23 protein-coding genes and 1 tRNA gene are annotated in these 21,146 nt (G+C 67.6%); 6 read left to right on the top strand and 18 right to left on the bottom strand.

The window, feature by feature from the left end; genetic code table 11:
• Positions 1 to 39: 39 nt before the first annotated feature.
• Positions 40 to 651, top strand: coding sequence for a response regulator transcription factor (locus ACSFBE_RS03035; protein ID WP_435488869.1), 612 nt, complete (start codon positions 40 to 42; stop codon positions 649 to 651).
• Positions 652 to 708: 57 nt separating this feature from the next.
• Here the strand turns inward: ACSFBE_RS03035 and shkS are convergent, their stop codons facing one another.
• Positions 709 to 2,145, bottom strand: a complete 1,437-nt coding sequence (shkS, locus tag ACSFBE_RS03030) for a surface-behavior sensor histidine kinase ShkS (protein WP_435488868.1) — start codon at positions 2,143 to 2,145, stop codon at positions 709 to 711.
• Positions 2,146 to 2,434: 289 nt separating this feature from the next.
• Here shkS and ACSFBE_RS03025 point away from each other — a divergent pair, with 289 nt between their 5' ends.
• Complete coding sequence (locus tag ACSFBE_RS03025) at positions 2,435 to 2,953, top strand: H-NS family nucleoid-associated regulatory protein (RefSeq protein WP_435488867.1); 519 nt, start codon at positions 2,435 to 2,437, stop codon at positions 2,951 to 2,953.
• Positions 2,954 to 3,240: 287 nt separating this feature from the next.
• Here the strand turns inward: ACSFBE_RS03025 and ACSFBE_RS03020 are convergent.
• From ACSFBE_RS03020 to ACSFBE_RS03000, 5 genes are all read right to left on the bottom strand, one after another.
• Positions 3,241 to 3,328: transfer RNA gene (locus ACSFBE_RS03020), tRNA-Ser, on the bottom strand.
• Positions 3,329 to 3,387: 59 nt separating this feature from the next.
• A complete protein-coding gene (gene serS / locus ACSFBE_RS03015; RefSeq protein ID WP_435488866.1) occupies positions 3,388 to 4,719 on the bottom strand; it encodes a serine--tRNA ligase in 1,332 nt (443 codons plus the stop codon).
• A 39-nt stretch (positions 4,720 to 4,758) separates the two neighbouring features.
• Positions 4,759 to 5,724: a threonine/serine dehydratase gene (locus ACSFBE_RS03010; RefSeq protein WP_435488865.1), complete on the bottom strand. Its 966-nt coding sequence runs from the start codon at positions 5,722 to 5,724 to the stop codon at positions 4,759 to 4,761.
• Positions 5,721 to 6,680 carry a 4-hydroxy-3-methylbut-2-enyl diphosphate reductase gene (ispH, locus tag ACSFBE_RS03005; protein ID WP_435488864.1) on the bottom strand — a complete coding sequence of 320 codons (960 nt, stop codon included), beginning with the start codon at positions 6,678 to 6,680 and terminating at the stop codon, positions 5,721 to 5,723. The genes ACSFBE_RS03010 and ispH overlap by 4 nt, the downstream gene beginning before the upstream one ends.
• An 8-nt stretch (positions 6,681 to 6,688) precedes the next feature.
• A complete protein-coding gene (locus ACSFBE_RS03000) occupies positions 6,689 to 7,132 on the bottom strand; it encodes an FKBP-type peptidyl-prolyl cis-trans isomerase (RefSeq protein WP_435488909.1) in 444 nt (147 codons plus the stop codon).
• Between the two features lie 91 nt (positions 7,133 to 7,223).
• On the opposite strand from ACSFBE_RS03000, the gene radC reads away from it, so the two are divergent.
• On the top strand, positions 7,224 to 7,901 hold the full coding sequence (gene radC, locus ACSFBE_RS02995; protein ID WP_435488863.1) for a RadC family protein: 678 nt from the start codon (positions 7,224 to 7,226) through the stop codon (positions 7,899 to 7,901).
• An 82-nt stretch (positions 7,902 to 7,983) separates the two neighbouring features.
• Positions 7,984 to 8,643 (top strand): Smr/MutS family protein, encoded by a 660-nt coding sequence (locus ACSFBE_RS02990; protein WP_435488862.1) that lies wholly within the window; start codon positions 7,984 to 7,986, stop codon positions 8,641 to 8,643.
• A gap of 85 nt (positions 8,644 to 8,728) precedes the next feature.
• Here the strand turns inward: ACSFBE_RS02990 and ACSFBE_RS02985 are convergent, their stop codons facing one another.
• The 5 genes from ACSFBE_RS02985 to ACSFBE_RS02965 form a co-directional block, all read right to left on the bottom strand.
• Positions 8,729 to 9,100, bottom strand: coding sequence for a helicase SNF2 (locus tag ACSFBE_RS02985; protein ID WP_435488861.1), 372 nt, complete (start codon positions 9,098 to 9,100; stop codon positions 8,729 to 8,731).
• Between the two features lie 263 nt (positions 9,101 to 9,363).
• On the bottom strand, positions 9,364 to 9,774 hold the full coding sequence (locus tag ACSFBE_RS02980) for a group II truncated hemoglobin (protein WP_435488860.1): 411 nt from the start codon (positions 9,772 to 9,774) through the stop codon (positions 9,364 to 9,366).
• Between the two features lie 29 nt (positions 9,775 to 9,803).
• On the bottom strand, positions 9,804 to 10,652 hold the full coding sequence (locus tag ACSFBE_RS02975) for an ABC transporter substrate-binding protein (RefSeq protein WP_435488859.1): 849 nt from the start codon (positions 10,650 to 10,652) through the stop codon (positions 9,804 to 9,806).
• Positions 10,649 to 11,356 carry an ATP-binding cassette domain-containing protein gene (locus ACSFBE_RS02970; RefSeq protein WP_435488858.1) on the bottom strand — a complete coding sequence of 236 codons (708 nt, stop codon included), beginning with the start codon at positions 11,354 to 11,356 and terminating at the stop codon, positions 10,649 to 10,651. Before ACSFBE_RS02970 ends, ACSFBE_RS02975 begins: the two co-directional genes overlap by 4 nt.
• Positions 11,353 to 12,093: an ABC transporter permease gene (locus ACSFBE_RS02965; protein ID WP_435488857.1), complete on the bottom strand. Its 741-nt coding sequence runs from the start codon at positions 12,091 to 12,093 to the stop codon at positions 11,353 to 11,355. The genes ACSFBE_RS02970 and ACSFBE_RS02965 overlap by 4 nt, the downstream gene beginning before the upstream one ends.
• A 115-nt stretch (positions 12,094 to 12,208) precedes the next feature.
• Here ACSFBE_RS02965 and ACSFBE_RS02960 point away from each other — a divergent pair, with 115 nt between their 5' ends.
• Positions 12,209 to 13,309, top strand: a complete 1,101-nt coding sequence (locus tag ACSFBE_RS02960; protein WP_435488908.1) for a substrate-binding domain-containing protein — start codon at positions 12,209 to 12,211, stop codon at positions 13,307 to 13,309.
• A gap of 27 nt (positions 13,310 to 13,336) precedes the next feature.
• Here ACSFBE_RS02960 and ACSFBE_RS02955 read toward each other — a convergent pair whose 3' ends face one another.
• Together ACSFBE_RS02955 and ACSFBE_RS02950 are read right to left on the bottom strand one after the other, a co-directional pair.
• Positions 13,337 to 15,853 carry an ABC transporter permease gene (locus ACSFBE_RS02955; RefSeq protein WP_435488856.1) on the bottom strand — a complete coding sequence of 839 codons (2,517 nt, stop codon included), beginning with the start codon at positions 15,851 to 15,853 and terminating at the stop codon, positions 13,337 to 13,339.
• Between the two features lie 51 nt (positions 15,854 to 15,904).
• The gene (locus tag ACSFBE_RS02950) at positions 15,905 to 16,798 is read right to left on the bottom strand and encodes a LysR family transcriptional regulator (protein WP_435488855.1); all 894 of its coding nucleotides are present in this window, start codon (positions 16,796 to 16,798) and stop codon (positions 15,905 to 15,907) included.
• 115 nt (positions 16,799 to 16,913) lie between these two features.
• On the opposite strand from ACSFBE_RS02950, the gene ACSFBE_RS02945 reads away from it, so the two are divergent.
• The gene (locus ACSFBE_RS02945) at positions 16,914 to 17,654 is read left to right on the top strand and encodes an SDR family NAD(P)-dependent oxidoreductase (protein WP_435488854.1); all 741 of its coding nucleotides are present in this window, start codon (positions 16,914 to 16,916) and stop codon (positions 17,652 to 17,654) included.
• Positions 17,655 to 17,708: 54 nt separating this feature from the next.
• Here the strand turns inward: ACSFBE_RS02945 and ACSFBE_RS02940 are convergent, their stop codons facing one another.
• The 5 genes from ACSFBE_RS02940 to ACSFBE_RS02920 form a co-directional block, all read right to left on the bottom strand.
• Positions 17,709 to 17,963: a Txe/YoeB family addiction module toxin gene (locus ACSFBE_RS02940; RefSeq protein WP_435488853.1), complete on the bottom strand. Its 255-nt coding sequence runs from the start codon at positions 17,961 to 17,963 to the stop codon at positions 17,709 to 17,711.
• A gap of 160 nt (positions 17,964 to 18,123) precedes the next feature.
• Complete coding sequence (locus tag ACSFBE_RS02935; RefSeq protein WP_435488852.1) at positions 18,124 to 18,537, bottom strand: hypothetical protein; 414 nt, start codon at positions 18,535 to 18,537, stop codon at positions 18,124 to 18,126.
• 89 nt (positions 18,538 to 18,626) lie between these two features.
• Positions 18,627 to 18,899 carry a hypothetical protein gene (locus tag ACSFBE_RS02930; protein ID WP_435488851.1) on the bottom strand — a complete coding sequence of 91 codons (273 nt, stop codon included), beginning with the start codon at positions 18,897 to 18,899 and terminating at the stop codon, positions 18,627 to 18,629.
• Between the two features lie 118 nt (positions 18,900 to 19,017).
• Positions 19,018 to 19,146, bottom strand: coding sequence for a hypothetical protein (locus tag ACSFBE_RS02925; protein WP_435488850.1), 129 nt, complete (start codon positions 19,144 to 19,146; stop codon positions 19,018 to 19,020).
• Between the two features lie 185 nt (positions 19,147 to 19,331).
• On the bottom strand, positions 19,332 to 21,065 hold the full coding sequence (locus tag ACSFBE_RS02920; RefSeq protein ID WP_435488849.1) for an FHA domain-containing protein: 1,734 nt from the start codon (positions 21,063 to 21,065) through the stop codon (positions 19,332 to 19,334).
• Positions 21,066 to 21,146 lie beyond the last annotated feature (81 nt).

Here is a 21,146-nt window from a genome sequence, read left to right as displayed (position 1 = left end):
ACCATACGGGCCGGGCGATCACAGAAGAGAAAGCAGACCATGAGCATTTACGTCATCGACGATCATCCCTTGATGCGCGACGCCATCGTGATGGTGCTGCGGCGCCTGCGGCCCGCGGAGAACATTGTCGAACTGGAACGGCTGGACAAGCTGACCAGTGCCGTCAAGCAGCATGGGATGCCCGACCTGTTCTGTCTCGACCTGAAACTGCCCGACACCACCGGTTGCTCGGGCGTGATCGCGGTCAAGCAGATCTACCCGGACGTGCCGATCGCGGTGTATTCCGCCTCGCCGGCCGCCGACATGGAAGAGGCCTGCATCGAGGCCGGCGCCGACACCTACATCGAGAAGTCGGCCAGCTCGGCCGAACTCACGGCGGTGCTGCGCGGGCTGCTGATGGCCGACGCCGACGTCGAGGAGCCGGTGGCTGCCGCCAACAGCGGCAAGCTGTCGAAGCGCCAGACCCAGCTCATCGCCATGCTCGACAAGGGCATGAGCAACCGCGACATCGCGACCGAGCTGGAGATCAGCGAGCACACCGTCAAGGTGCACCTTTGGCGCCTGTTTCGCCGGCTCGGGGTCAAGAGCCGCACGCAGGCGCTGCACCACGCGCGCAACCACGGCCTGCTGTCGTCCTCCAGCTCGATGTGAGGCCGGTGAGGCGCCGGCCGCGAGCGGCTGGCGTCCGACCGGGCGCCTCGCCCGTTCTCAGCCGACGGCGCCGGAGATGCGGGTTTGCGCCTGCGACTCGTCGGCGTCGTTGAGCGCCACGCGGAACACGCTGCCGCGCCCCAGGCGAGAGCGCACGCTCACCGGATGCCCCAGGGCGTGCGACAGGCGCGCCACGATGGCCAGGCCCAGGCCGAAGCCATCGGACGTGCCGGCATGGTCGGCCACCTTGTAGAACTCCAGGAACACGTCGCGCAGGTGCTCCCGGGCGATGCCGATGCCGGTGTCCCACACCTCCACCCGCAGCCCCTCCTTGGTCTGGCGCGAGGCCAGCAGGATGCCGCCCTCCACGGTGTACTTGATGGCATTGGCCAGCAGGTTGCCGATCATCCGGCGCACCCGGATCGGGTCGGTGAGCACGGTGCCGCGGCTGATGTGGACCCGAAAGCGCAGGCCCTTGGCCTCGGCCACCGGCCGGTACTGCAGCTCCAGGTCGTGCAGCAGCTGCGCCACGTCGACACGCTCGATGTGCAGCCGGACCTGCCCCGAGTCGATGCGCGCCAGGTCGAACAGCGAATCGAACAGCGCGTTCACCGCATGCGTCGCGCGGACGATCTTCGGTGCGATCTCCTGGACCAGTTCCGGCTCGTTGCGCAGCCAGTCGGCATAGAGCGAGAGCGCCAGCACCGGTTGGCGCATGTCGTGCGCCGCACTCGCCAGGAAGCGGTTCTTCATGGCGACGGCCGACACGGCGGCCTGGCGCTGCTGCGTCAGCGAATTGATCAGGATGTGGTTGTGGAACAGCAGTTCGAAGCTGTTGCGTGCCGTCTCGTGGATGCGGCGGCCGGCACGCAGCAGCAGCCACCAGTGCAGGATCGGCAGCATCAGGAAGCCGTAGTGAAAGTGCGGCCGCTGAAAGTTGAGTTCGACCACGCGGAAGGCCACGGCCGTCATCATGGTGACGAAGAGCACATTGACGTAGCGGCGCAGCAGGGGCGGATAGAGCGCCAGGCCGTTGAGCGGGAAGGTGGCGGCGCCGGCCACGAGGAGCCAGCTCATGAACTGGTTGACCAGCGGCGTGCGCTCGAAAAAGATCAGGATCGACAGGCCCCAGGCGAAGGCGCTGGTGCCCCACAGGAACCGGTAGCGGTCGACGAATTCCTGCTGCGAGGCCGAATCCTTGTCGGCATAGTCGCGCACATAGATCCGTTCCCCCCAGACACGGCAGCCGGTAGCCGCAATGCCGATGGCCAGCCAGACGAAGAGTTGCCAGCGCGGCACATGGCCCCAGCTCAGGCCAATCATGGCGGGCATGAGCGCAGCGGCCAGCAGGTAGGAGCCCCGCGCCGCACGCATCAGGCTGCGGATCAGTTCCCCCCGAACCCAGGGTTCGGCCTCGTCCGCCGTGGCGGGGGCTGGCGTCAGACTCGCAAACGACGAGTTGCCGAGACCCACGAACGACGAATTACCCTTCATGGCTCAACACCCTCTGTCTGCGGACCTTGGAATTGCCCCCTCCGAAGGGCTAGCTTGGCCGCGATTCTAGGGGCTGCCCCCCCAGCGCCGGGCCGCGGTGTTGTGCCGGCCCAACCCACTCGGCGCGGAGCGGTCCGTGACGGGCAGTGGGCGGCCAATGCGACAACTCGGCCGCTTCGCACAACAGACTCAGTCGCTGGCCCACGATGGCAATAGAAATAGGAAGAGGACTGACGAGACTCATCAACAGTTAAAGTCCCCCTATCTTCGAATATCAAGGACTTCGCACATGACACAGAATTACCAGCAAATCCAGCGACAAATCGAGGCGCTTCAGCGGCAGGCCGAGAAACTCAAGACCAAAGAGGTCGCGGGCGTGATCGAGCGCATCAAGGTCGCGATCGCACACTACGGCCTGACTCCCGAACAATTGGGTTTCGGTACCAGCCAATCGACTTCCCGGAAAGCGGTGAAGTCAGACACGCGCTCTGTGTCCAAGGACGCCGGCACGGCGAAGTACGCCGACGGTCAGGGCAAGGAATGGTCCGGCCGAGGTCCGCGCCCCCGTTGGCTGCGTGATGCGCTTGCGGCCGGCAAGTCACTCGAAGACTTCGCCACCTCGTCGCCAGCCAATGTCCGGGCCCAATCAACGAGAGCCATGAAAACGACTAAAGCAGCGCCCAAGCGCACGGCACAGCACTATCGCGACCAAAGCGGAAACTCATGGACTGGATTTGGCCCCAAGCCGCGCTGGTTGAAAGAGGCGTTGGCCGCAGGCGGCACGCTCGATCAATTCATTGCCAACTAAGCTGGACATCACCGACCGGCCAAGCTGCAAGTCACACCATCTTTCCCTTGGAGAGAAAACCGACACAGCCATTCAGTTACCTTGTCGTTCACTGAACCGAGTCTGGAAATGCATCAAGACCCTTTACCCGAGAAAAAGATGCATTCGGACTTTCGGTGAGAGAGTGCGAGAGGAAAAGGCATCGGCGGGCAAACGGCAGCGGCGGGCAAACGCGCACAAAAAAGCCCCGTCTGGCGGGGCTTTAGCGCTCGATCGTGGCCGGTTGCGGCCCGTCGAGAATCCATTTCTGGAGGAGAGGGAGGGATTCGAACCCTCGGTACGTTTCCGTACGCCTGATTTCGAGTCAGGTACATTCGACCACTCTGCCACCTCTCCGGTGTCTGTCGAGCCTTCGATTCTAGCAGCAGAATTCGGCAGCCCAAGCGCCAAACGTCTCAGGCGCGCAACGTGTCGAGGCCGCCAAGGTAGGGGCGCAGTGCCGCCGGCACACGGATCGAACCGTCCTCGTTCTGGTGGTTCTCCAGCACCGCCACCAGCGTGCGGCCGACCGCCAGGCCGGAGCCGTTGAGCGTGTGCACCAGCTCGTTCTTGCCCTGTGCATTCTTGAAGCGCGCCTGCAGTCGGCGCGCCTGGAAGGCCTCGCAGTTCGAAACGGAGCTGATCTCGCGGTAGGTGTTCTGCGCGGGCAGCCACACCTCCAGGTCGTAGGTCTTGCTGGCGCCGAAGCCCATGTCGCCGGTGCACAGCAGCACCACGCGGTACGGCAGCTCCAGCGCCTGCAGCACGGCCTCGGCGTGGGTGGTCATGGCTTCGAGCGCTTCGTAGCTCTTCTCGGGATGCGTGATCTGCACCATCTCGACCTTGTCGAACTGGTGCTGGCGGATCATGCCGCGGGTATCGCGCCCGGCGCTGCCGGCTTCCGACCGGAAGCACGGCGAATGCGCGGTGAGCTTCATCGGCAACTGCGATTCGGCCACCACCTCGTCGCGCACGAAGTTGGTCAGCGGCACCTCGCTGGTCGGGATCAGGTAGAGCGCCTGATTGTCGGGCACCGGCTCGCCGTCCTGGCCGCCTTTCTTCGCGGCGAAGAGGTCGCCTTCGAACTTCGGCAGCTGGCCGGTGCCGCGCATCGAGTCGGCGTTGACGATGTAGGGCACATAGCACTCGGTGTAGCCGTGGCGCTCGGTTTGCGTGTCGATCATGAATTGAGCCAGCGCCCGGTGCAGGCGGGCGATCGAGCCCTTCAGCACGCTGAAGCGTGAGCCGGCGAGCTTGGCACCCATCTCGAAGTCCAGGCCCAGTGGCGCGCCGAGGTCGACATGGTCCTTGGGCGCGAAGGCCAGCGGCGTAGCGTCGGCACCGGCACCGCCCTGCGGGCTCCAGCGGCGCACCTCGACATTGCCGCTCTCGTCCTCGCCCACCGGCACGCTCTCGTGCGGCAGGTTGGGCACGGCCAGCAGCAGGGCCTGCAGTTCGGGCTGGATGGCCTCGAGCCGGCCTGCTTGCGATTCCTGCTCGGCCTTGAGGGCATTGACCTCGGTCATCAGCGCATCGATCGGTTCGCCCTTGGCCTTCAGCGGCCCGATCTGCTTGTTCAGCGTGTTGCGCCGGGCCTGCAGCTCCTCGGTGCGGATCTGCAGCGTCTTGCGCTCGGCCTCCAGCGCCGTGAAGGCATGGACGTTGAGGTAGGGCTGGTTCTTCTTGCGCGTTTCGAGGCGGGCCACGGCCGAGGCCAGGTCCTTGCGCAGCATGGTGATATCGAGCATCGGGCGATTTTAGGTGGGCGCCGCGAACCCACCGCGCGCTCAGGCCAGTGTGGCCGGGTCGACGTTCGCGCCGCAGACGATGAGGCAGACCTTCTCGCCTGCGCGCGGCACGTAGGCACCCGTCTGGAGCGCCGCCAGCGGCAGCGCCGCCGCCGGTTCGACGGCCAGCTTCATCTCTTTCCAGAGCCACACCTGCGCCGCGCGGATCGCGTCGTCGGACAGCAGCAGCGCGTCGCGCACCTCGCGCTGCGTGATGGCCCAGGCGTGCTCGCCGATGCGCTTTGCGCCGAGTGAATCCGCGGCCACGCCGCCGACCTCGACGTCCACCGGCTCGCCGGCTTCGCGGGCGCGGAACAGCGTCGGCGCACGCTCGGGCTCGAGCGCGACCACGCGGCTGCGCGTACCGAACCAGGCCGCCAAGCCACCGATCAGCCCGCCGCCGCCCACGCTCACCAGCACTGAATTCGGCAGGCCGCCCTGCGCCTCGATCTCGCGACCGAGCGTGCCGGCACCGGCCACCACCTCGGGCTGGTCGTAGGCATGCGTCAACAGCGCGCCGCTCTCGCGCTGGCGCGCCAGGCAGGCGGCGAGCGCATCGGCATAGGCCTCGCCCACCACCGTGACCTCGGCACCCAGCGCGCGCAGCCGCGCCCGCTTGGCCTCGGGCGACACGCCGGGCAGGAAGACCTCGCAGCGCACACCGAGCGCACGTGCCGCGGCGGCTGTCGCGATCCCGGCGTTGCCACCCGACGCCACCACCACACCCGCGGCCGGGATGTCGTGGGCCAGCAGCCGGTTCATCATGCCGCGCGCCTTGAAGCTGCCGGCGATCTGCAGGTGCTCGAGCTTGAGCCAGACCTCGACGCCTTCTGCCGCCGACAGCCCGAAGGCGTCGGGCGAGAGCTTCCACAGCGGTGTCTCCCGCAGGTAGGCGCCGCGGTGTGCGGCCAGGCGTTGGGCAGCGCGCTCGATGTCGGCGCGCCAGTCGATGTCGTTCAGATTCAAGAGATGTGTCCGGGTGCGGGAATGTGGTCGAGCTTCAGGCCCTTGGGCAGCGGGAACTTCAGCGTTTCCTCGATGCCGTCCATCTTGCGGACCGACACCGCGCCGAGCGCCTTCACCCGGTCGATCACCTCGCGCACCAGCACTTCGGGCGCCGAGGCGCCTGCGGTGAGTCCGACGCGCGTCTTGCCCTCGAACCACTCGGGCTTGAGTTCATCGGCCGAATCGACCATGTAGCTTTCGGTGCCCAGACGCTGCGCGAGTTCGCGCAGGCGGTTGCTGTTCGAGCTGGTGGGGCTGCCGACCACGATCACGATGTCGACCTGCGGGCTCATGATCTTCACCGCGTCCTGGCGGTTCTGGGTGGCGTAGCAGATGTCCTGCTGCTTGGGCTCGCGCACCTTCGGGAAGCGGGCGCGCACGGCGGCGGCGATCTCGGCGGCGTCGTCGACCGACAGCGTTGTCTGGGTCACGACGGCGAGCTTGTCGGTCTGGCCGGGCTGCACGGTGGCCACGTCGGCCACGTCTTCCACCAGATGGATGCCGCTGGACAGCTGCCCCATCGTGCCCTCGACCTCGGGATGGCCCTTGTGGCCGATCATGATGAATTCGTAGCCCTCTTTCGCGAGCTTGGCGACCTCGACGTGCACCTTGGTGACCAGCGGGCAGGTCGCGTCGAACACGTCGAAGCCGCGCGCGTGCGCCTCGGCCTCCACCGCCTTGCTCACGCCATGTGCGCTGAAGACGAGCGTCGAGCCCGGTGGCACGTCGGCCAGGTCCTCGATGAAGATCGCGCCCTTGGCCTTGAGCTCGTTCACCACGTAGGTGTTGTGCACGATCTCGTGGCGCACGTAGATCGGCGCGCCGAACTTGGCGATGGCGCGCTCGACGATCTCGATGGCGCGGTCCACGCCCGCACAAAAGCCGCGCGGCTCGGCGAGCAGGATTTCCTTTTCCATCGGGCCGGTCACAGCACGCCGATCAGCCGCACTTCGAAGGTGACGGGCTGGCCGGCCAGCGGGTGGTTGAAGTCGAACTGCACCGCGGTGTCGCTCGACGCGATGACCGCGCCGGCATAGCTGCCGCTGCCGTCGGGCGTCGGGAACTGCACCACGTCGCCGACGGCATAGCGCTCGTCGGGGTCGCCCATCTTCGCCAGCAGCGTGCGCGCGACCCACTGCTGCATTTCGGCATTGCGTTCGCCGAAGGCTTCGCCGGCAGCCAGCTCGAAGGTGGCATGCGTGCCCTCTTCCAGGCCCATCAGCTTTTGCTCCATGGCCGGCGAGAGTTCGCCGGTGCCCAGCGACAGCGTGGCCGGCTTGTCGGCGAAGGTGTTGATGATGTCGCCCGCGGGCCCGGCCAGCCGGTAGTGCAGCGTGAGAAAAGAGCCAGCGGTGACAACGGCGTGAATGGTGGGCGAGGACAAGGTGGGATCGGCCGCGAAGGCCCCGGTACACTGAATCCGCCATTTTAGGGAGTGGGGCACAAGCCCCGTCTGCGCCATGTCTTTCAAGGATCTGCCGGCAGAAGCCAGGCCGCGCGAGAAGCTGATCGCACGCGGCGCCGCCGCATTGGGCGATGCCGAACTGCTCGCGCTGCTGCTGCGCACCGGCATGGCCGGCAAGAACGTGCTGCAGCTGGCGCAGGAACTGCTCGACAGCTTCGGCGGCATCGCCGGCCTGCTGCATGCGGGGCTGGACGACCTCGCACGCATCAAGGGCCTGGGCGGACCCGCCAAACGCGCCGAGATCACCGCGGTGCTCGAACTGGCGCGGCGCGCCCTCGCCGAGCGGCTGCGCGAACGCACGGTGTTCGACTCGCCCGATGCGGTCGGCGACTACCTGCAGCTGCACCTGGCGGCCCGGCCGCACGAGGTCTTTGCCGCCCTCTTCCTCGATGCGCAGCACCGGCTGATCGCGATGGAGGAACTCTTCCGCGGCACACTCAGCCAGACCAGCGTGTACCCGCGCGAAGTGGTGGTGCGCGCCCTGCACCACCATGCCGCAGCGGTGGTGCTGGCGCACAACCATCCGAGCGGCGGCGTCGAGCCGTCACGCGCCGACGAACTGCTCACGCAGACGCTCAAGGCGGCACTGGCGCTGGTCGATGTGCGGGTGCTCGACCATGTGGTGGTCGGCCGCGGACAGACCCTGTCCATGGCAGCCCGCGGGCTGCTCTGACGAGCGCATCCTGCCGGCGGGTTAACCTGTGGTCTGGATGAGGGCCACGCACGCGCGACGGCGAATCCGAGATGTTCCAGCCATGCCCCGTTCCACCCCGCCCCTGAAAAGCCTCGCCGACCTGCAGCAGGTGCAGCGCGCCCTGGCCGAGACGCGGCAACGCGAGGCGACCGCGGCGGCGGCCCGCGCCGTGGCCGAGAAGAAGCGACAGGCCGAGCAGAACCTCTTCGCTCGCGCCATCGGCGCGACCCAGCCGCTGCCCAAGCGCAACGCCGCGGTGCCGCTGGCGCCAGAGCCGCCGGCGCCGATCCCGGTGCAGCATCAGTTGGACGAGCAGCGCGTGCTGCGCGAATCGCTGTCCGACGAGTTCGATGTGACCACCCTGCTCGACGTCGACGACGCCATGAGCTTCCGCCGCCCCGGCATCGGCACCGACGTGACACGCAAGCTGCGCGCGGGCGAATGGACGATCCAGAAACAGGTCGACCTGCACGGTCTGCGCAGCGACGAAGCGCGCGAGGCGCTGGGCGCCTTCATCCGCAGCGCGCACAAGCAGGGCGTGCGCTGCGTGCGCGTGGTGCACGGCAAGGGCCTGGGGTCGCCCGGCAAGCAGCCGGTGCTCAAGACCAAGACCCAGCGCTGGCTGATCCAGAAGAACGAGGTGCTGGCCTTCGTGCAAGCGAAGCCGGCCGAAGGCGGGGCGGGCGCGCTGGTGGTGCTGCTGGCGCCGGTCAAGCGCTAAGCCACACGGGCCACGTTGCCCAAAGAAAAAGCCCGCGACCTTCCGGTGGCGGGCTTTTCCTGATGCCGGCAAGCCGGCGCGGCAATTACAGCGCGTTGGTACGGGTCGCGTTGCGTGCATCGGCACGAACCGCAGCGCGGTCGATCTGGCTGCCGCCGACGGACAGCACGCCGGCCGAAGCGACTTCACCGTAGATGTTGCCTTGGCGTGCGGTCTGCACGGCCTGGTTGCGCACCGTGGCGCGGTCGGCGCTGGCCGTCAGCGCAGGGGTCACACCGGCGAACGAAGCTTCCGAAAACACGTCGCCTGCACGGGCCGTGGCGCGAGCTTGCGCATCGACGTCGGCGCGGCTGGCGACCGAGTTCACGGTCAGCACGCCGTCGTACGTTTCGGCTTGGGCGCCCACGGCGGCCAGGAGGGACAGGGTTGCTGCGGCGATGATCTTCGAGGTCTTCATTTCGTTTCTTTCAATAGGTTGGATGATTTCGAACCGGTATCGGGGGCACCGCCTTCGTGGCGGCCACCGCTCGGTGCCTAGCTCACCCAGAACAGCGTCTTCAACTTGTGGTGTCTGCTGCTCTGATGGATGAATTGTGCGCCGACATCTAGGTGAAAACCCTTGCCGAAATGAACCACGCTATTCACAAAACTGAAACAATCGCGGGCCGTTTGCCTACAGGACGCTGCAATCGGCCTTCGTACTGCCGAGCCGGCGGCGGGTCAATGCCGCATCCAATCCGCCGTCTTGAAGAAGGAATCGCGCAGCCGCGCACGCAGCGCCTCGTCGACGCCGGTCTCACCCATCGCCTGGTCCATGCAGGCCAGCCACTGGTCGCGCTCGGCGATCCCGATCGTGTGGCCGCCGATGCTCTGCGGCAGATGGCGCGCGCGCAGCATCGGGTGGCCGAAGCGATCGGTGTAGTGCTGCGGGCCGCCGAGCCAGCCGCAGAGAAACCAGAAGAGGCGCTGGCGCGCGTTGTCGAGCGTGTTGCCGTGCACCGCGCGAAGACGCGCGTACGCCGGCTCCAGGTCCATCAGGTCGTAGAAGCGGTCGACCAGCGCCTGCACGGCGGGCTCGCCGCCGATCCACTCGAAGGGCGTGTCGACGGGGGGCTTGTCTTGAATCTGCATGGGGCAATTGTCGGCGGGTGCCCCATCCCTTACTTCGCGTTGGGGAAGAATAGCTGCTCGCCGCCGATCTTGTAGCTCGCGATGGTCGACTGGCCGGCCGGCGACGTCACCCAGTCGACGAACTTCTGCGCGTCGGTGCTGTTGAGGTTCGGGAATTTGGTCGGGCTCACCACCATCACGCCGTATTGGTTGAAGAGCCGCTTGTCGCCCTCGACCACCACCGCCAGGTCGGCCCGGTTCTTGAAGCTCAGCCAGGTGCCGCGGTCGGCCAGCACATAGCTGCCACTCGACGCCGCGATGTTCAGCGCCGGGCCCATGCCGCAGCCGCATTCCCTGTAGCCGGCGCCCTTGCGCTCGTTCGGCACCGGCTGGCCGGCATCGGCCACGCCGGTCTGCGTCCAGAGGCGGCGCTCGGCGGCATCGGTGCCGCTCTTGTCGCCACGCGAGACGAAGGGGGCGTTGATGCCCGCGATCTTCTTCAGCGCCGCGGCGATGTCGCCACCCTTCACGCCCACCGGATCGTTCTTCGGTCCGATCAGCACGAAGTCGTTGTACATGACCGGATGGCGCCGGGCCGCGAAGCCGTCGGCAACGAACTTCTCTTCGGCCGCGGTGTCGTGCACGAAGAGCACGTCGGCGTCGCCGCGCCGGGCCATGTCGATGGCCTGGCCGGTGCCCACGGCCACCACCTTGGTATCGACGCCGGTCGCCTGCTTGAAGGCCGGGAGCAGATGCGAGAACAGGCCCGACTGCTCGGTCGAGGTGGTCGAGGCCATGGTGAGGGTGCCGGCCTGTGCGACGGTGCCGAGTGCGACGAAAGCCCAGGCCAAGGCGGTGACGACCGGGCGCAGCGCGCGGTTCCGGAATTTCAAGCTCACGCGAGCTCTCCTTTGACGAACAGATGGGCCGCTTCGGGCAACGGCCCGTGAAAGAAATCGTGCACCGGCAGGTCGGCCATGACGCGGCCGTGCTCCAGGTAGACGACCCGCGTGGCGAGCCGCTTGACCTGCCCGAGGTTGTGGCTGGCAAAGACCAGCGTGCGGCCCTCGGCCGCCTCGGCGATCAGCGCCTCGACCTCGCGCTTGGCGTTCGGGTCGAGGCTGGCGGTCGGCTCGTCGAGCAGCAGCATCTCGGGGTGCAGTGCCCAGGCGCGCGCCAGCGCGAGTCGCTGCTGCTGCCCGCCCGAGAGCGTGCGCGCATTGCGCGTGGCCAGGTCCGACAAGCCGACACGGGCCAGCGCCTCGCGCGCCGCCTCCCGCGCGACACGCCACCCCCGGCCGCGCAGCCACAGCGCCAGCGCGACGTTGCTCAGGACGCTGGCGCGCAGCATGTGTGGCCGCTGGAACAGCATGGCCTGGCGAGGCTGCGGCGCCCGGCGCAACAGCGCGCCCGATGCATGCGGCACCAGCCCGTGCAGCAGCCGCAGCAAGGTGCTCTTGCCGCTGCCGTTGGCGCCCACCAGCGCCACGCGTTCGCCGGCATCGATGGTCAGCGCCACACCCTGCAGCGCGCAGACGCGGCCGAAGCGCACCTCGACGTCGTGCAGCGCGAACAGCGTTTCGGAAGGCTGTGCGACGCTCATGCCATCTGCCCTTTGCGCAGCGCCTCGACCACGCCGCCGTCGACCCGTTCGCGCCAGGTGCGCAGCGCCGCGATGGCGAGGTTCAGCACCAGCACCACCAGCAGCAGCACGATGCCCAGCGCCACCGCCAGCGGCAGGTCGCCCTTGCTGGTCTCCAGCGCGATCGCGGTGGTCATCACGCGGGTGAAGCCATCGATGTTGCCGCCCACCACCATCACCGCGCCGACCTCCGACACCGCGCGGCCGAAGGCGGCGATGAGCACCGTGACCAGCGCATAGCGCTCGTCGGCCGCCAGCAGCAGCGCACGCACCAGCGGCCGGGCGCCGAGCGAACGCAGCTGCTCGCCGTGCCCGCGGTCGGCGTCTTCGATGACCTGGCGCGTCAACGCGGTGACCATCGGCAGCACCAGCACCGTCTGCGCGAGCACCATGGCCTTGAACGAAAACAGCCAGCCCAGGAAGCCGAGCGGCCCCGAGCGCGACAGCAGCAGGTAGATGACGAGGCCCACCACCACCGAGGGCAACGCCAGGAAGGTGTTGAGCACCGCCAGCACCACCGCGCGGCCCTTGAAACGCGCCACGGCGAGCCAGGCGCCGAGCAGCAGGCCGAAGCCGCAGGCCAGCATGCAGGCACTCGCGCTGACGCCCAGCGAACGGCCGACGATGGCGAGCAGCACCGGATCGGTGGACGCGATCAGGTGCGCAGCGGCGGTGACGCTGTCGGTGAATGTGTTCATCGTGGGTGCGGGCGAGTATCGGGTCGCACCCACCACCGACCTATGCACGGCGTTGCATAGGTGGATGCGCATAATCGCGCCGCGGGCCGACACCCGCCCCTCCTCCCATTTCTTCGTGCACGCCATCGAACTCTCCTACGCCATCGCCCCGCGTCGCAGCGGCCGCGCCATGGTGCGCAACCCGTTGATGACGCTGCTGCAGGCGGTGCGCGACCACGGCTCGATCTCGGCGGCGGCGCGCGCGGTCGACCTGTCGTACCGCCATGTCTGGGGCGAGCTCAAGCGCTGGGAAGAGACGCTGGGCCACGCGCTGGTGGTGAGCGAACAGGGCCAGCGTGCGCACCTCTCGGAGTTCGGCGACAAGCTGCTGTGGGCCGAGCGCCAGGCGCAGGCCCGGCTGGCACCGCAGATCGAGGCGCTGCATGCCGAGCTCGAACGCGCCTTCGCAGTCGCCTTCGATCCGCGCACCCACGTGCTGAGCCTGCAGGCCAGTCACGACGATGCGCTGGCGCTGTTGCGCACCCAGGCCGCCGGCGCGCGGCTGCAGCTCGACATCCAGTTCACCGGCAGCGTCGATGCGATCCGCGCGCTGAACCAGGGCCGCTGCGTCATGGCCGGCTTCCACACGCTGGAGCAGCCGGCGCGCGGCTCGCTCGCGCAGCGCACCTACCAGCCGCTGCTCAAGCCGGGGCTACACAAGCTGATCGGCTTCGCGCGGCGCACGCAGGGGCTGATCGTGGCGGCCGGCAATCCGCTCAACCTGCGGACGCTCGGCGACGTGGTGCAGCGCCGCGCCCGCTATGTGAACCGTGCCATCGGCACCGGCACGCGGCTGCTGCTCGACGAACTGCTCGCCGCCGCCGCGCTGTCGCCGGACACGCTCGATGGCTATGCGCGCAACGAGCCGTCCCATGCGGCCGTGGCCCATGCGGTCGCCTCGGGCGAAGCCGACGCCGGCCTGGGCCTGGAATCGGCGGCCCGCGAGGCCGGCCTGGGCTTCGTGCCGCTGGTTCAGGAGCGCTACCACCTCGCCTGCCTGAAGGAAGCGCTGCAGCAGCCGGCCACGCAGGCGCTGCTGACGGTCCTGCGCGGCGCCCAGTGGCAGCACCTGCTGGGCACCCTGCCCGGCTACGAGAGCGTCGCCGGCGGCCAGGTGCAGTCGCTGCGCGCGCTGCTGCCGTGGTGGACCTTCAAGGACCGCAAGCCGGCGGCGTGAAGCGCCCGCCGGCGCCGAACACAGCGCCTATTCGGCAGCCTGCCGCAGCGTCGCGACCACCGGCCGCCGCAGCACTTCGCGCAACCCCCACCAGCCCGCCGCCAGCGCCAGCACTGCGCCGGCCAGCGCACCCGCGACCGGCACCCACAGCGACGCCGTCCAGGTGAAGTCGAACACGTAGCGCGCCAAGGCCCAGCCGATGGCCGAGGCGGCGATGCTCGCCAGGAAGCCCGCCAGCAGCCCGACGCCCGCCAGCTCGGCGCGCTGCACCTGCCGCAGCAGCGACGCACGCGCACCCACCGCACGCATCACCGCGAACTCGCGGGCGCGTTCCTCCCGCGTCGCCGTGACCGCCGCGAACAGCACCACCAGGCCGGCCGCCAGCGTGAAGCCGAACAGGAACTCCACCGCGCGGATCACCTGGTCGAGCACCCGCTGCACCTGGCCGATGGTCGCGCTCATGTCGACGTTGGTCACGTTCGGGTAGGCGCGCACCAGCGCGTTGTCGAAGCCCTTGGTCTCGGGCGCGCGGAAGGCGCCCATGTAGGTCACCGGCACGTCGGGCAGCTCGGCCACCGTGTACATCACGAAGAAGTTGGCGTGCAGCGAACCCCAGTCGACCTTGCGCAGCGAGGTGATGCGCGCGTCGTTCTGAATGCCGCCGATGTCGAAGCGCACGCGGTCGCCGAGCTTCAAACCCAGCGTCTCGGCCAGGCCGTCTTCCACGCTCACCTCGCCCGGCGCGTTGGGCTTCCAGGCGCCGGCGGTGATGCCGTTGTGCGGTGGTGCCTCGGCGCTGTTGCTGAGGTTGAACTCGCGGTCGACCAGGCGCTTGGCGCGGTCGTCGGCGTAGTCGTCGGGCGAGACCGGCTTGTCGTTGATGGCGACCAGGCGGCCGCGGATCATCGGGTACCAGTCGAACTTGGCGACGCCGCCGTCGCGCAGCGACTTCTGGAAGGCCTCGCTCTGGTCGGGCATCACGTTGATGACGAAACGGTTGGGGGCGTCGGGCGGCGTTGCGCGGCGCCAGCTCGACACCAGGTCGGTGCGCAGCAGCACCAGCAGCACCAGCGCCAGCAGGCCGACCGCCAGCGCGCTGACCTGCACCACCGCGTACACCGGCCGCGCCGAGATCTGCCGCGTGGCCAGCACCAGCCAGCGCGGCGCCGTCGTCTCGTTGACGCTGCGGCGCAGCACCTTCACCGCGACCCAGCTCAGCGACGCGAACACCGCCACCGCACCGGCGAAGCCGCCGACCGCGATCAGGCCCAGCTTCAAGTCGCTGCTGGCCGCCAGCAGCATCGCGACGAAGCCCAGCGCGCCGATGCCCAGCACCGCGATCGACGCCGGCTTGAGCCCGCCGACATCGCGCCGGATCACGCGCAGCGGCGGCACGCGCGCCAGCTGCAGCACCGGCGGCAGCCCGAACGTAAAGAGCAGCACCAGCCCCATGCCGAGCCCGAAGGCCACCGGCCACAGCGTCGGCGCGGGCAGCGCGGTTTCGACCAGGCCGGCCAGCAGCAGCACGAAGACGTAGTGCACGCCGAAGCCGATGGCCACGCCCAGCCCGCTCGCCACCAGCCCGACGATGAAGAACTCGAAGGCGTAGGCGCCGGCGATGGTGCGCTGGCTCTGGCCCAGCACGCGCAACATCGCGCAATCGTCGAGGTGGCTGGCCGCGAAGCCGCGCGCCGCCAGCGCCACCGCCACCGCGCTCAGCAGCGCCGCGAGCAATGCCACCAGGTTGAGGAATTTCTCGGCCCGATCGAGCGTCTGGCGCATCTCCGGCCGGCCGCTCTCGAAGGACTCGAGCCGCGCACCGCGCAGTTCGCCCTTCTTCAGCACCTCGTCGGCCCAGTCGCTGAAGGTCTTGACCGCGCGCTCGTTGCCGGCCACGGCGAAGCGGTAGTTGACGCGGCTGGCCGGCTGCACGAGCCCGGTGCGCGCCACGTCGGCCTGGTTGAGCATGACCCGCGGCGAGAAGCTCGCGAAGCCGCCGCCCCGATCCGGCTCCAGCGTGATCACGCGCGACACGCGCAGGCTGGTGTCGCCCAGCAACAGCGTGTCGCCGACCTTCAGGCCCAGGGACTCGAGCAGCGAGGCATCGACCCAGGTCTCGCCCGGCGCCGGCACGTCCCGCGTGGCCTGGCCGGGGCCGTCGCTCGTCGTCGCGACCTGCACGCTGCCACGCAGCGGATAGCCAGTCGTCACCGCCTTCAGCGACACCAGCTTGCTGGCGCCGCCCTGCGCGTCGGACGCACGGGCCATCGTCGGGAAGCCGTAGGTCGAGCTCGTCGCCAGGCCGAGCGACTTGGCGCGCTCGACGAAGGACGCCGGTGTCGGGTTGTCGCTGGCCAGCACCGCGTCGCCGCCGAGCAGCTGCCGCGCATCGCGCTGCAGACCGCCCTTGAGCCGGTCGGCGAAGAAGCCGACAGCCGTGAGCGCGGCCACCGCGAGCAGCACGGCAACGATGAGAAGCCGCAGCTCGCCAGCGCGCAGATCGCGCCAGAGGGTGCGCCAACCGAGGCGGAGGGAGGAAGTCATGGGTGGACGATAGCTGAGGTGGGGTGGGCCTACGGTTGTGGGGTAATGCGCTTACCCGTTCAACCGCTGCTGCATGAAGTCGATGAACACCCGCAGTTTGCGCGGCATGTGCACGCGGCTCGGGTAATAGAGATAGAAGCCCGGAAAGCTCGGCCACCAGGCCTTCAACAAGGGCACCAGCCGGCCGGCCGCGATGTCGTCCTGCACCTGAATCTCGAACGCGCAGGTGATGCCGGCGCCAGCGCGCACGGCGGCCAGCAGGATGTCGCCGTCGTTCGTCAGCAAGGGGCCGGTGGTTTCGATGTCGAAGTCGCGGCCCTTGTGCGAGAACTCCCAACGGTAAATGTTGCCGCTCAAGCGGGCGTTGAGGCAGCGGTGGGCCTTCAGGTCGTCGGGCGTTCGCGGTGGCGTGCGGCCGTCGAGGTAGCGCGGCGCCGCCACGGTGGCGATCCGCTGCCGTCCGCCCAGCGGAATCGCCACCACGTCCTGGGCGAGGTTCTCGCCGAGCCGGATGCCCGCATCGAAGCCGTTGCCGACCAGGTCGATCAAGGCGTTGTCGCAGTTCATCTCCAGCGTGATGTCGGGGAAGGCGTCGTTGAACGCGACCAGGTGCGGCATGACGAGGATGTCGGCCGCGGTGCGCGACAGGTTCAGGCGCAGCAGGCCGACGGGCCGGTCGCGACTTTCGTTCACCGCGTCGATGGCGGCTTCGAGCGCCGTGAGCCCGAGCCGCGCGTCCGACAGAAAGCGCTGGCCGATCTCGGTGACGCCCACACGGCGCGTCGACCGGTCGAGCAGCCGCACGCCCAGCCGGCCTTCGAGCGTGCGTACCGTCTGGGACAGCGCCGACGGCGACACGCCCAGCTCTGCCGCGGCTCGAGTGAAGCTGGCGTGATGCGCGACGCGTGCGAAGGCTGCAATGGCGGGAAACAGGTCGGAAGACATGGGCCATTGTGAAGCGGGTCTTCATGCCGCGTCCTGTTGCACCCCATTTATCTGCAGCGACGTCCGGACTAACGTGCGTCCTTTCTCTGACCTCTCTCATTTCAAGGACAACGTCATGCGCAATCTTTCGGGCAAGGTCGCCCTCGTCACCGGTTCATCCAAGGGCATCGGCGCCGGCATCGCCAAGCGGCTCGCTGCCGACGGTGCATCGGTCATCGTCAACTACACGCGCAGCGCCGAAGACGCAGAGGTCGTCGTCCAGGCCATCGCTGCAGCGGGCGGCCGGGCCTTCGCGGTGCGGGCCGACGTCGGCAAGCCGGAAGAGATTCAACCGCTGATCGATGCCACCGTGAAGCACTTCGGCCGGCTCGACATCCTGGTCAACAACGCCGGCGTCTACCAGACCGATTCGCTGGAATCGATCACCACGCAAAGCATCGACCGGCACTTCAACATCAACGTGCGTGGCCTCCTGCTCGTGACGCAGGCGGCAGCACGCGTGCTGCCTGCAGGCGGCGTCATCGTCAACATCAGTTCGGGCCTGGCCAAGAGCCCGCTGCCTGTGGTGCATGTCTACTGCGCGACCAAGGGTGCGGTCGACACGCTGACGCGCACACTGGGCACGGAGCTCGGGCCACGCAGGATCCGCGTGGTCGGTATCGCACCGGGCTTCGTCGCCACCGAGGGCAACGCCGAATCCGCCCGAGACGTTGCAGACCACTTGGTGGGCAAGACGCCGCTCGGCCGCGTCGGGCAACCAAGCGACATCGCCGCAGCAGTGTCGTATGCGGTGTCCGACGATGCGGCCTGGGTGACGGGGACCACCCTCGATGTGGCGGGCGGGATGGTGTTCTAGAGTTTGCTGCCTGCAGTCCCGGGGAGCCACGCGTCACTTCACTCGTATTTGGCTCTACATGCGAAGGACGCGAACGGTGCGCTCCTTCTTGAAGACTTCATAGACGAGCCGGAGCTGGATGTTGATCCGCCGGGAGTAGGCACCGTCGAGGTCACCGACCAGCTTTTCATAAGGCGGCGGGTTCTGGAATGGATCGATTGCCAGAACGTCGAGAAGAGCCTGCGCCTTGCCCTTCAAATCGGCCGACGCGAGCTTGCCTGCGTCCTTAGGGCATGCTTTGCATAAACGACGCTCCACATCACCAATCAAGCTTCCTTGCGCTCTTACCCAAGGACTCTGCCCGGCCTTGCTGGATGGATTTCCGCATGCCGGGGGGTCGACCCGATCAGCCGATACAGGCTGGCGCGGGCTTCACTTGCGGTGATCGGGGGGTACCTGGCCATCGACAAATGAAGGGCCGCCATCACTGCTACTCCCCCAGAATGCACAGCGCATGCCACTGCAAGACGCGGTGGTTGCAGTAGTGCGACGAAATGCGCTTTGCGAGAGTGAGGTTCGACGCTGCATACAGGTCTCGATCGATCCAGACAACCGCCTCGAACAGATCGTCGTTATCGCCATTGAGGTCATACCGGTCCAGCAACAGCGTCGCCAAATCTCCGCTGACAGCCTCGTTGCCGAGCAGCGAACCTTGGCGCAGCCCGTCAAGCATCGCAGACGTAGCCGTGGGTCTTTTCGCCACCGGGGCGTGTTGCGCGAGGACGGAGGAAGGCGCCGAGCTCGAGTGCGAAGCCAGGCTGAGCCCGAACGCACCGCCGACGGTCAGAGAAAGCAGGATCGCCCCAACCCAAGCTGCATGTTTGCGCGTTGACCAGATCGACATCGTTTCCCCTTCCGGCCGGAACACAGCCATTCCAAATCGAAGGACCGCTCTTTCGAGCTGTTTTTTTGTGGCTGGCACCTGGTGCGCCTTCAGAGCACCGGCGGCAGCGCGCGGCGCGTCTCCTGCGCGCGCTCCCAGGCCACGCTACGGCACTCCAGGTCGGCCGGATCCGTGGCTTCGCTGAGGAAGCGGTTGCGGGCCAGTTCGGGGTCGGAGCCAGCGACCCACTCGGTTGCTTGGGCTACCGCCTTGCGCAGATCTGCCATCAGCGTGGACGCTTCTGGAATGCGGAGTGCGGGCTCGTGGCCGGCGTCGGCGGCTTCGAAGTTGGCGGTTGAAGGAATGGTCCTGAAAATAATCATGAAGCTCTCCTCGGGTTGAACAACAAACGGAAAGAACAGCGGGATCTCTGGCGCAACTGTGCGGACCCGCTCATCAATCGGCACCGCCCTATGCCGCCGCAGCCCTGCCAGCAGCCGCTCACGAAGCAGTCGAGCTCACCCGGTTCACGATCGCAGGCAGCCGGCAACACCTAGCGAAGAGCGGACGGGTGAGCATCGGCAGCGTGAAAGTCGGCGAGACGCTGGCCGCCAGGAAGAGCGACTTCATCGTGAGATTTCCTTCAAGGGTCTGGGGTGGTTGCCCGTTGAAGGCATGGTCGCGGCGCCTGAGCGATCCGGCGCACCAACGTTCAATACTGACCGATGGGCTCTGGCGTCCTCGTGAGGCTGCTCAAGGAGAAGGCCGCCGGCCGGTCCCCGCCTCCGGCAGCGTCCACGCCGCCGGTCACCGCGCTACCTTTCGTAGCGCACGACGCCGTCCCACCGGGACAGCTGCTCGGGGTCTTCCAACTGTCTGCACTGTGCTTGCAACCAGCGCACGCGGGGGTCGTCCGCCCAGGCGAGCGCGCCAACCGCCGCTTGGAGTTCTTGCAGATCGGCTACCTGGCGCACCCCTTCCAGCATGCCCAAAAGGGCCTCCCAGCGTGCTGCTGGGCCGGCCGACGACAGGACTCGCGTGGGCTCGAGCACCTCGTAGACATTGACGAGGGTTTCCATGCCTGCCAAGGCCACGCACGCTGCCCGAACGAATGGCGTGCGCGTCACGTCCAGAAGCCTGGCCACCTCTTCGGTGACGAGCAGCGGCGCGTCGAGTCGGCCGGGTTTGGTGAGCTCCTCCACACGGGAGGCGCAGTTGACCGAGGTGCCCAGCAACCCGTACTTGAAGTGCCGGCTCGATGTCATCGAACCGGCCAACACCTGCCCCTTGGCGATGGCGATGCCACAAACGGGGCCGGACGGCGACGACAAGGACTGCAAAGGGGTTGTCTTCAACTGCTCAAGGATCCGCAGCGCGCAGTCAACGGCCAGTTGGGCTTGGCCGGGTTGCTCGAACGGCACCCCCCAAGCGGCGAAACACCCATCGCCCTGGTAGTCGATCACCGTTCCCTCGTGAGCAAAGACTTCCCGAGAGACGATGTCCATCGTGCTTCGGAGTTCTTTCTGCCATCGAAGCAAGTCTGTTGCCGCCGCCTCGGTGGAAAGGCAGAAACCTCGAAGATCGAAAATCAGGCTGGTGGCCTCCATGATGCGAGGGTCGCCCTCGGCGCTCGAACGTCCGCCAGGGCGCATGAGCAGATCAACGACCTTGGGCGAAAAGTACTGGGTCAAGTGGGCCTGCCTTTGGGCCACCAGGTGTTGGCGCGTCAGCGTGCTGACCAGGCTGAGGTAGCCGGCAGCGATGTCGGTGTTGTTGCTCGGCAAGGCTCGCTCGCCGACGACGTAGATGACGATGGGCTCGCCGGCGGTGCTGCGCTCGATGAGGCAGGCCCCGACGGTCCGCGTCGCCTCGTGGACGGTGGCATCGATTTCGGTCGATGTGACGTGGTTGAAGAAAGCGACCGAACCGTCAAGGTGGAGCGCGCCGCCGATGACTCGACGGCTAAGCACCGGGGCGCGTTCTCCGTTCAGTGAGTACGTTGCGAGCATGCGCGACGACTCTATGTTCTCCGAATGCGCCTGGACAACATAGGCCGAACTCACGACGGGCGAGAGCACTTGCACCAAAAAGGCGCAAGCCTTCTGCAGCACCTCGCCTTCGGCATGCGCCTCACCGAACAAGCGAGGCAGTTCCAGCGCCGACTTCAGGATCAATTGCGGGTCCAGCGTCGCGAAGTTGACCGCCGTCAGGGTGAGCTCGGTGGTCAGCGTCTGCTCGATTTGGACCTCGAGCTCAATCACCCGCAGGCGCAGTGGCCCGACCCGCACCTCGTCGTGCATGCGCAGCGCACAACGCTGTCCATGCACGAGTTTCATGTTGTTCACCAGGGTTCCGACCTTGCTGTGATCCTCCACCACCCAGCCTTGTCCGGTAGGCACGAGCCGTGCATGCAGCCGAGAGACACTGCTCTGGTCGGCGTCGATCTGAATCTGGCAGTTGGACGAGCGCCCGATCGTCACGGGTTCAGCGGTGCTGAAGTCCAGGCGCTCGACTGCACCTGCTCCGGTGGCTTCCAGGATCAGGCGCACGGTGCACTCGAAAGGAATCGCGACGGAGGTGAATCCGCAGCGGATCCCGGTGACGGGTCACAGACAGACACAATGTTCATT

Origin of the sequence: Variovorax sucrosi, assembly GCF_051216635.1 — a bacterium.
Lineage (GTDB): Bacteria > Pseudomonadota > Gammaproteobacteria > Burkholderiales > Burkholderiaceae_C > Variovorax.
The sequence above is the reverse complement of the archived record's forward strand: the minus strand, read 5'-3'. Positions and strand labels throughout refer to the sequence as shown.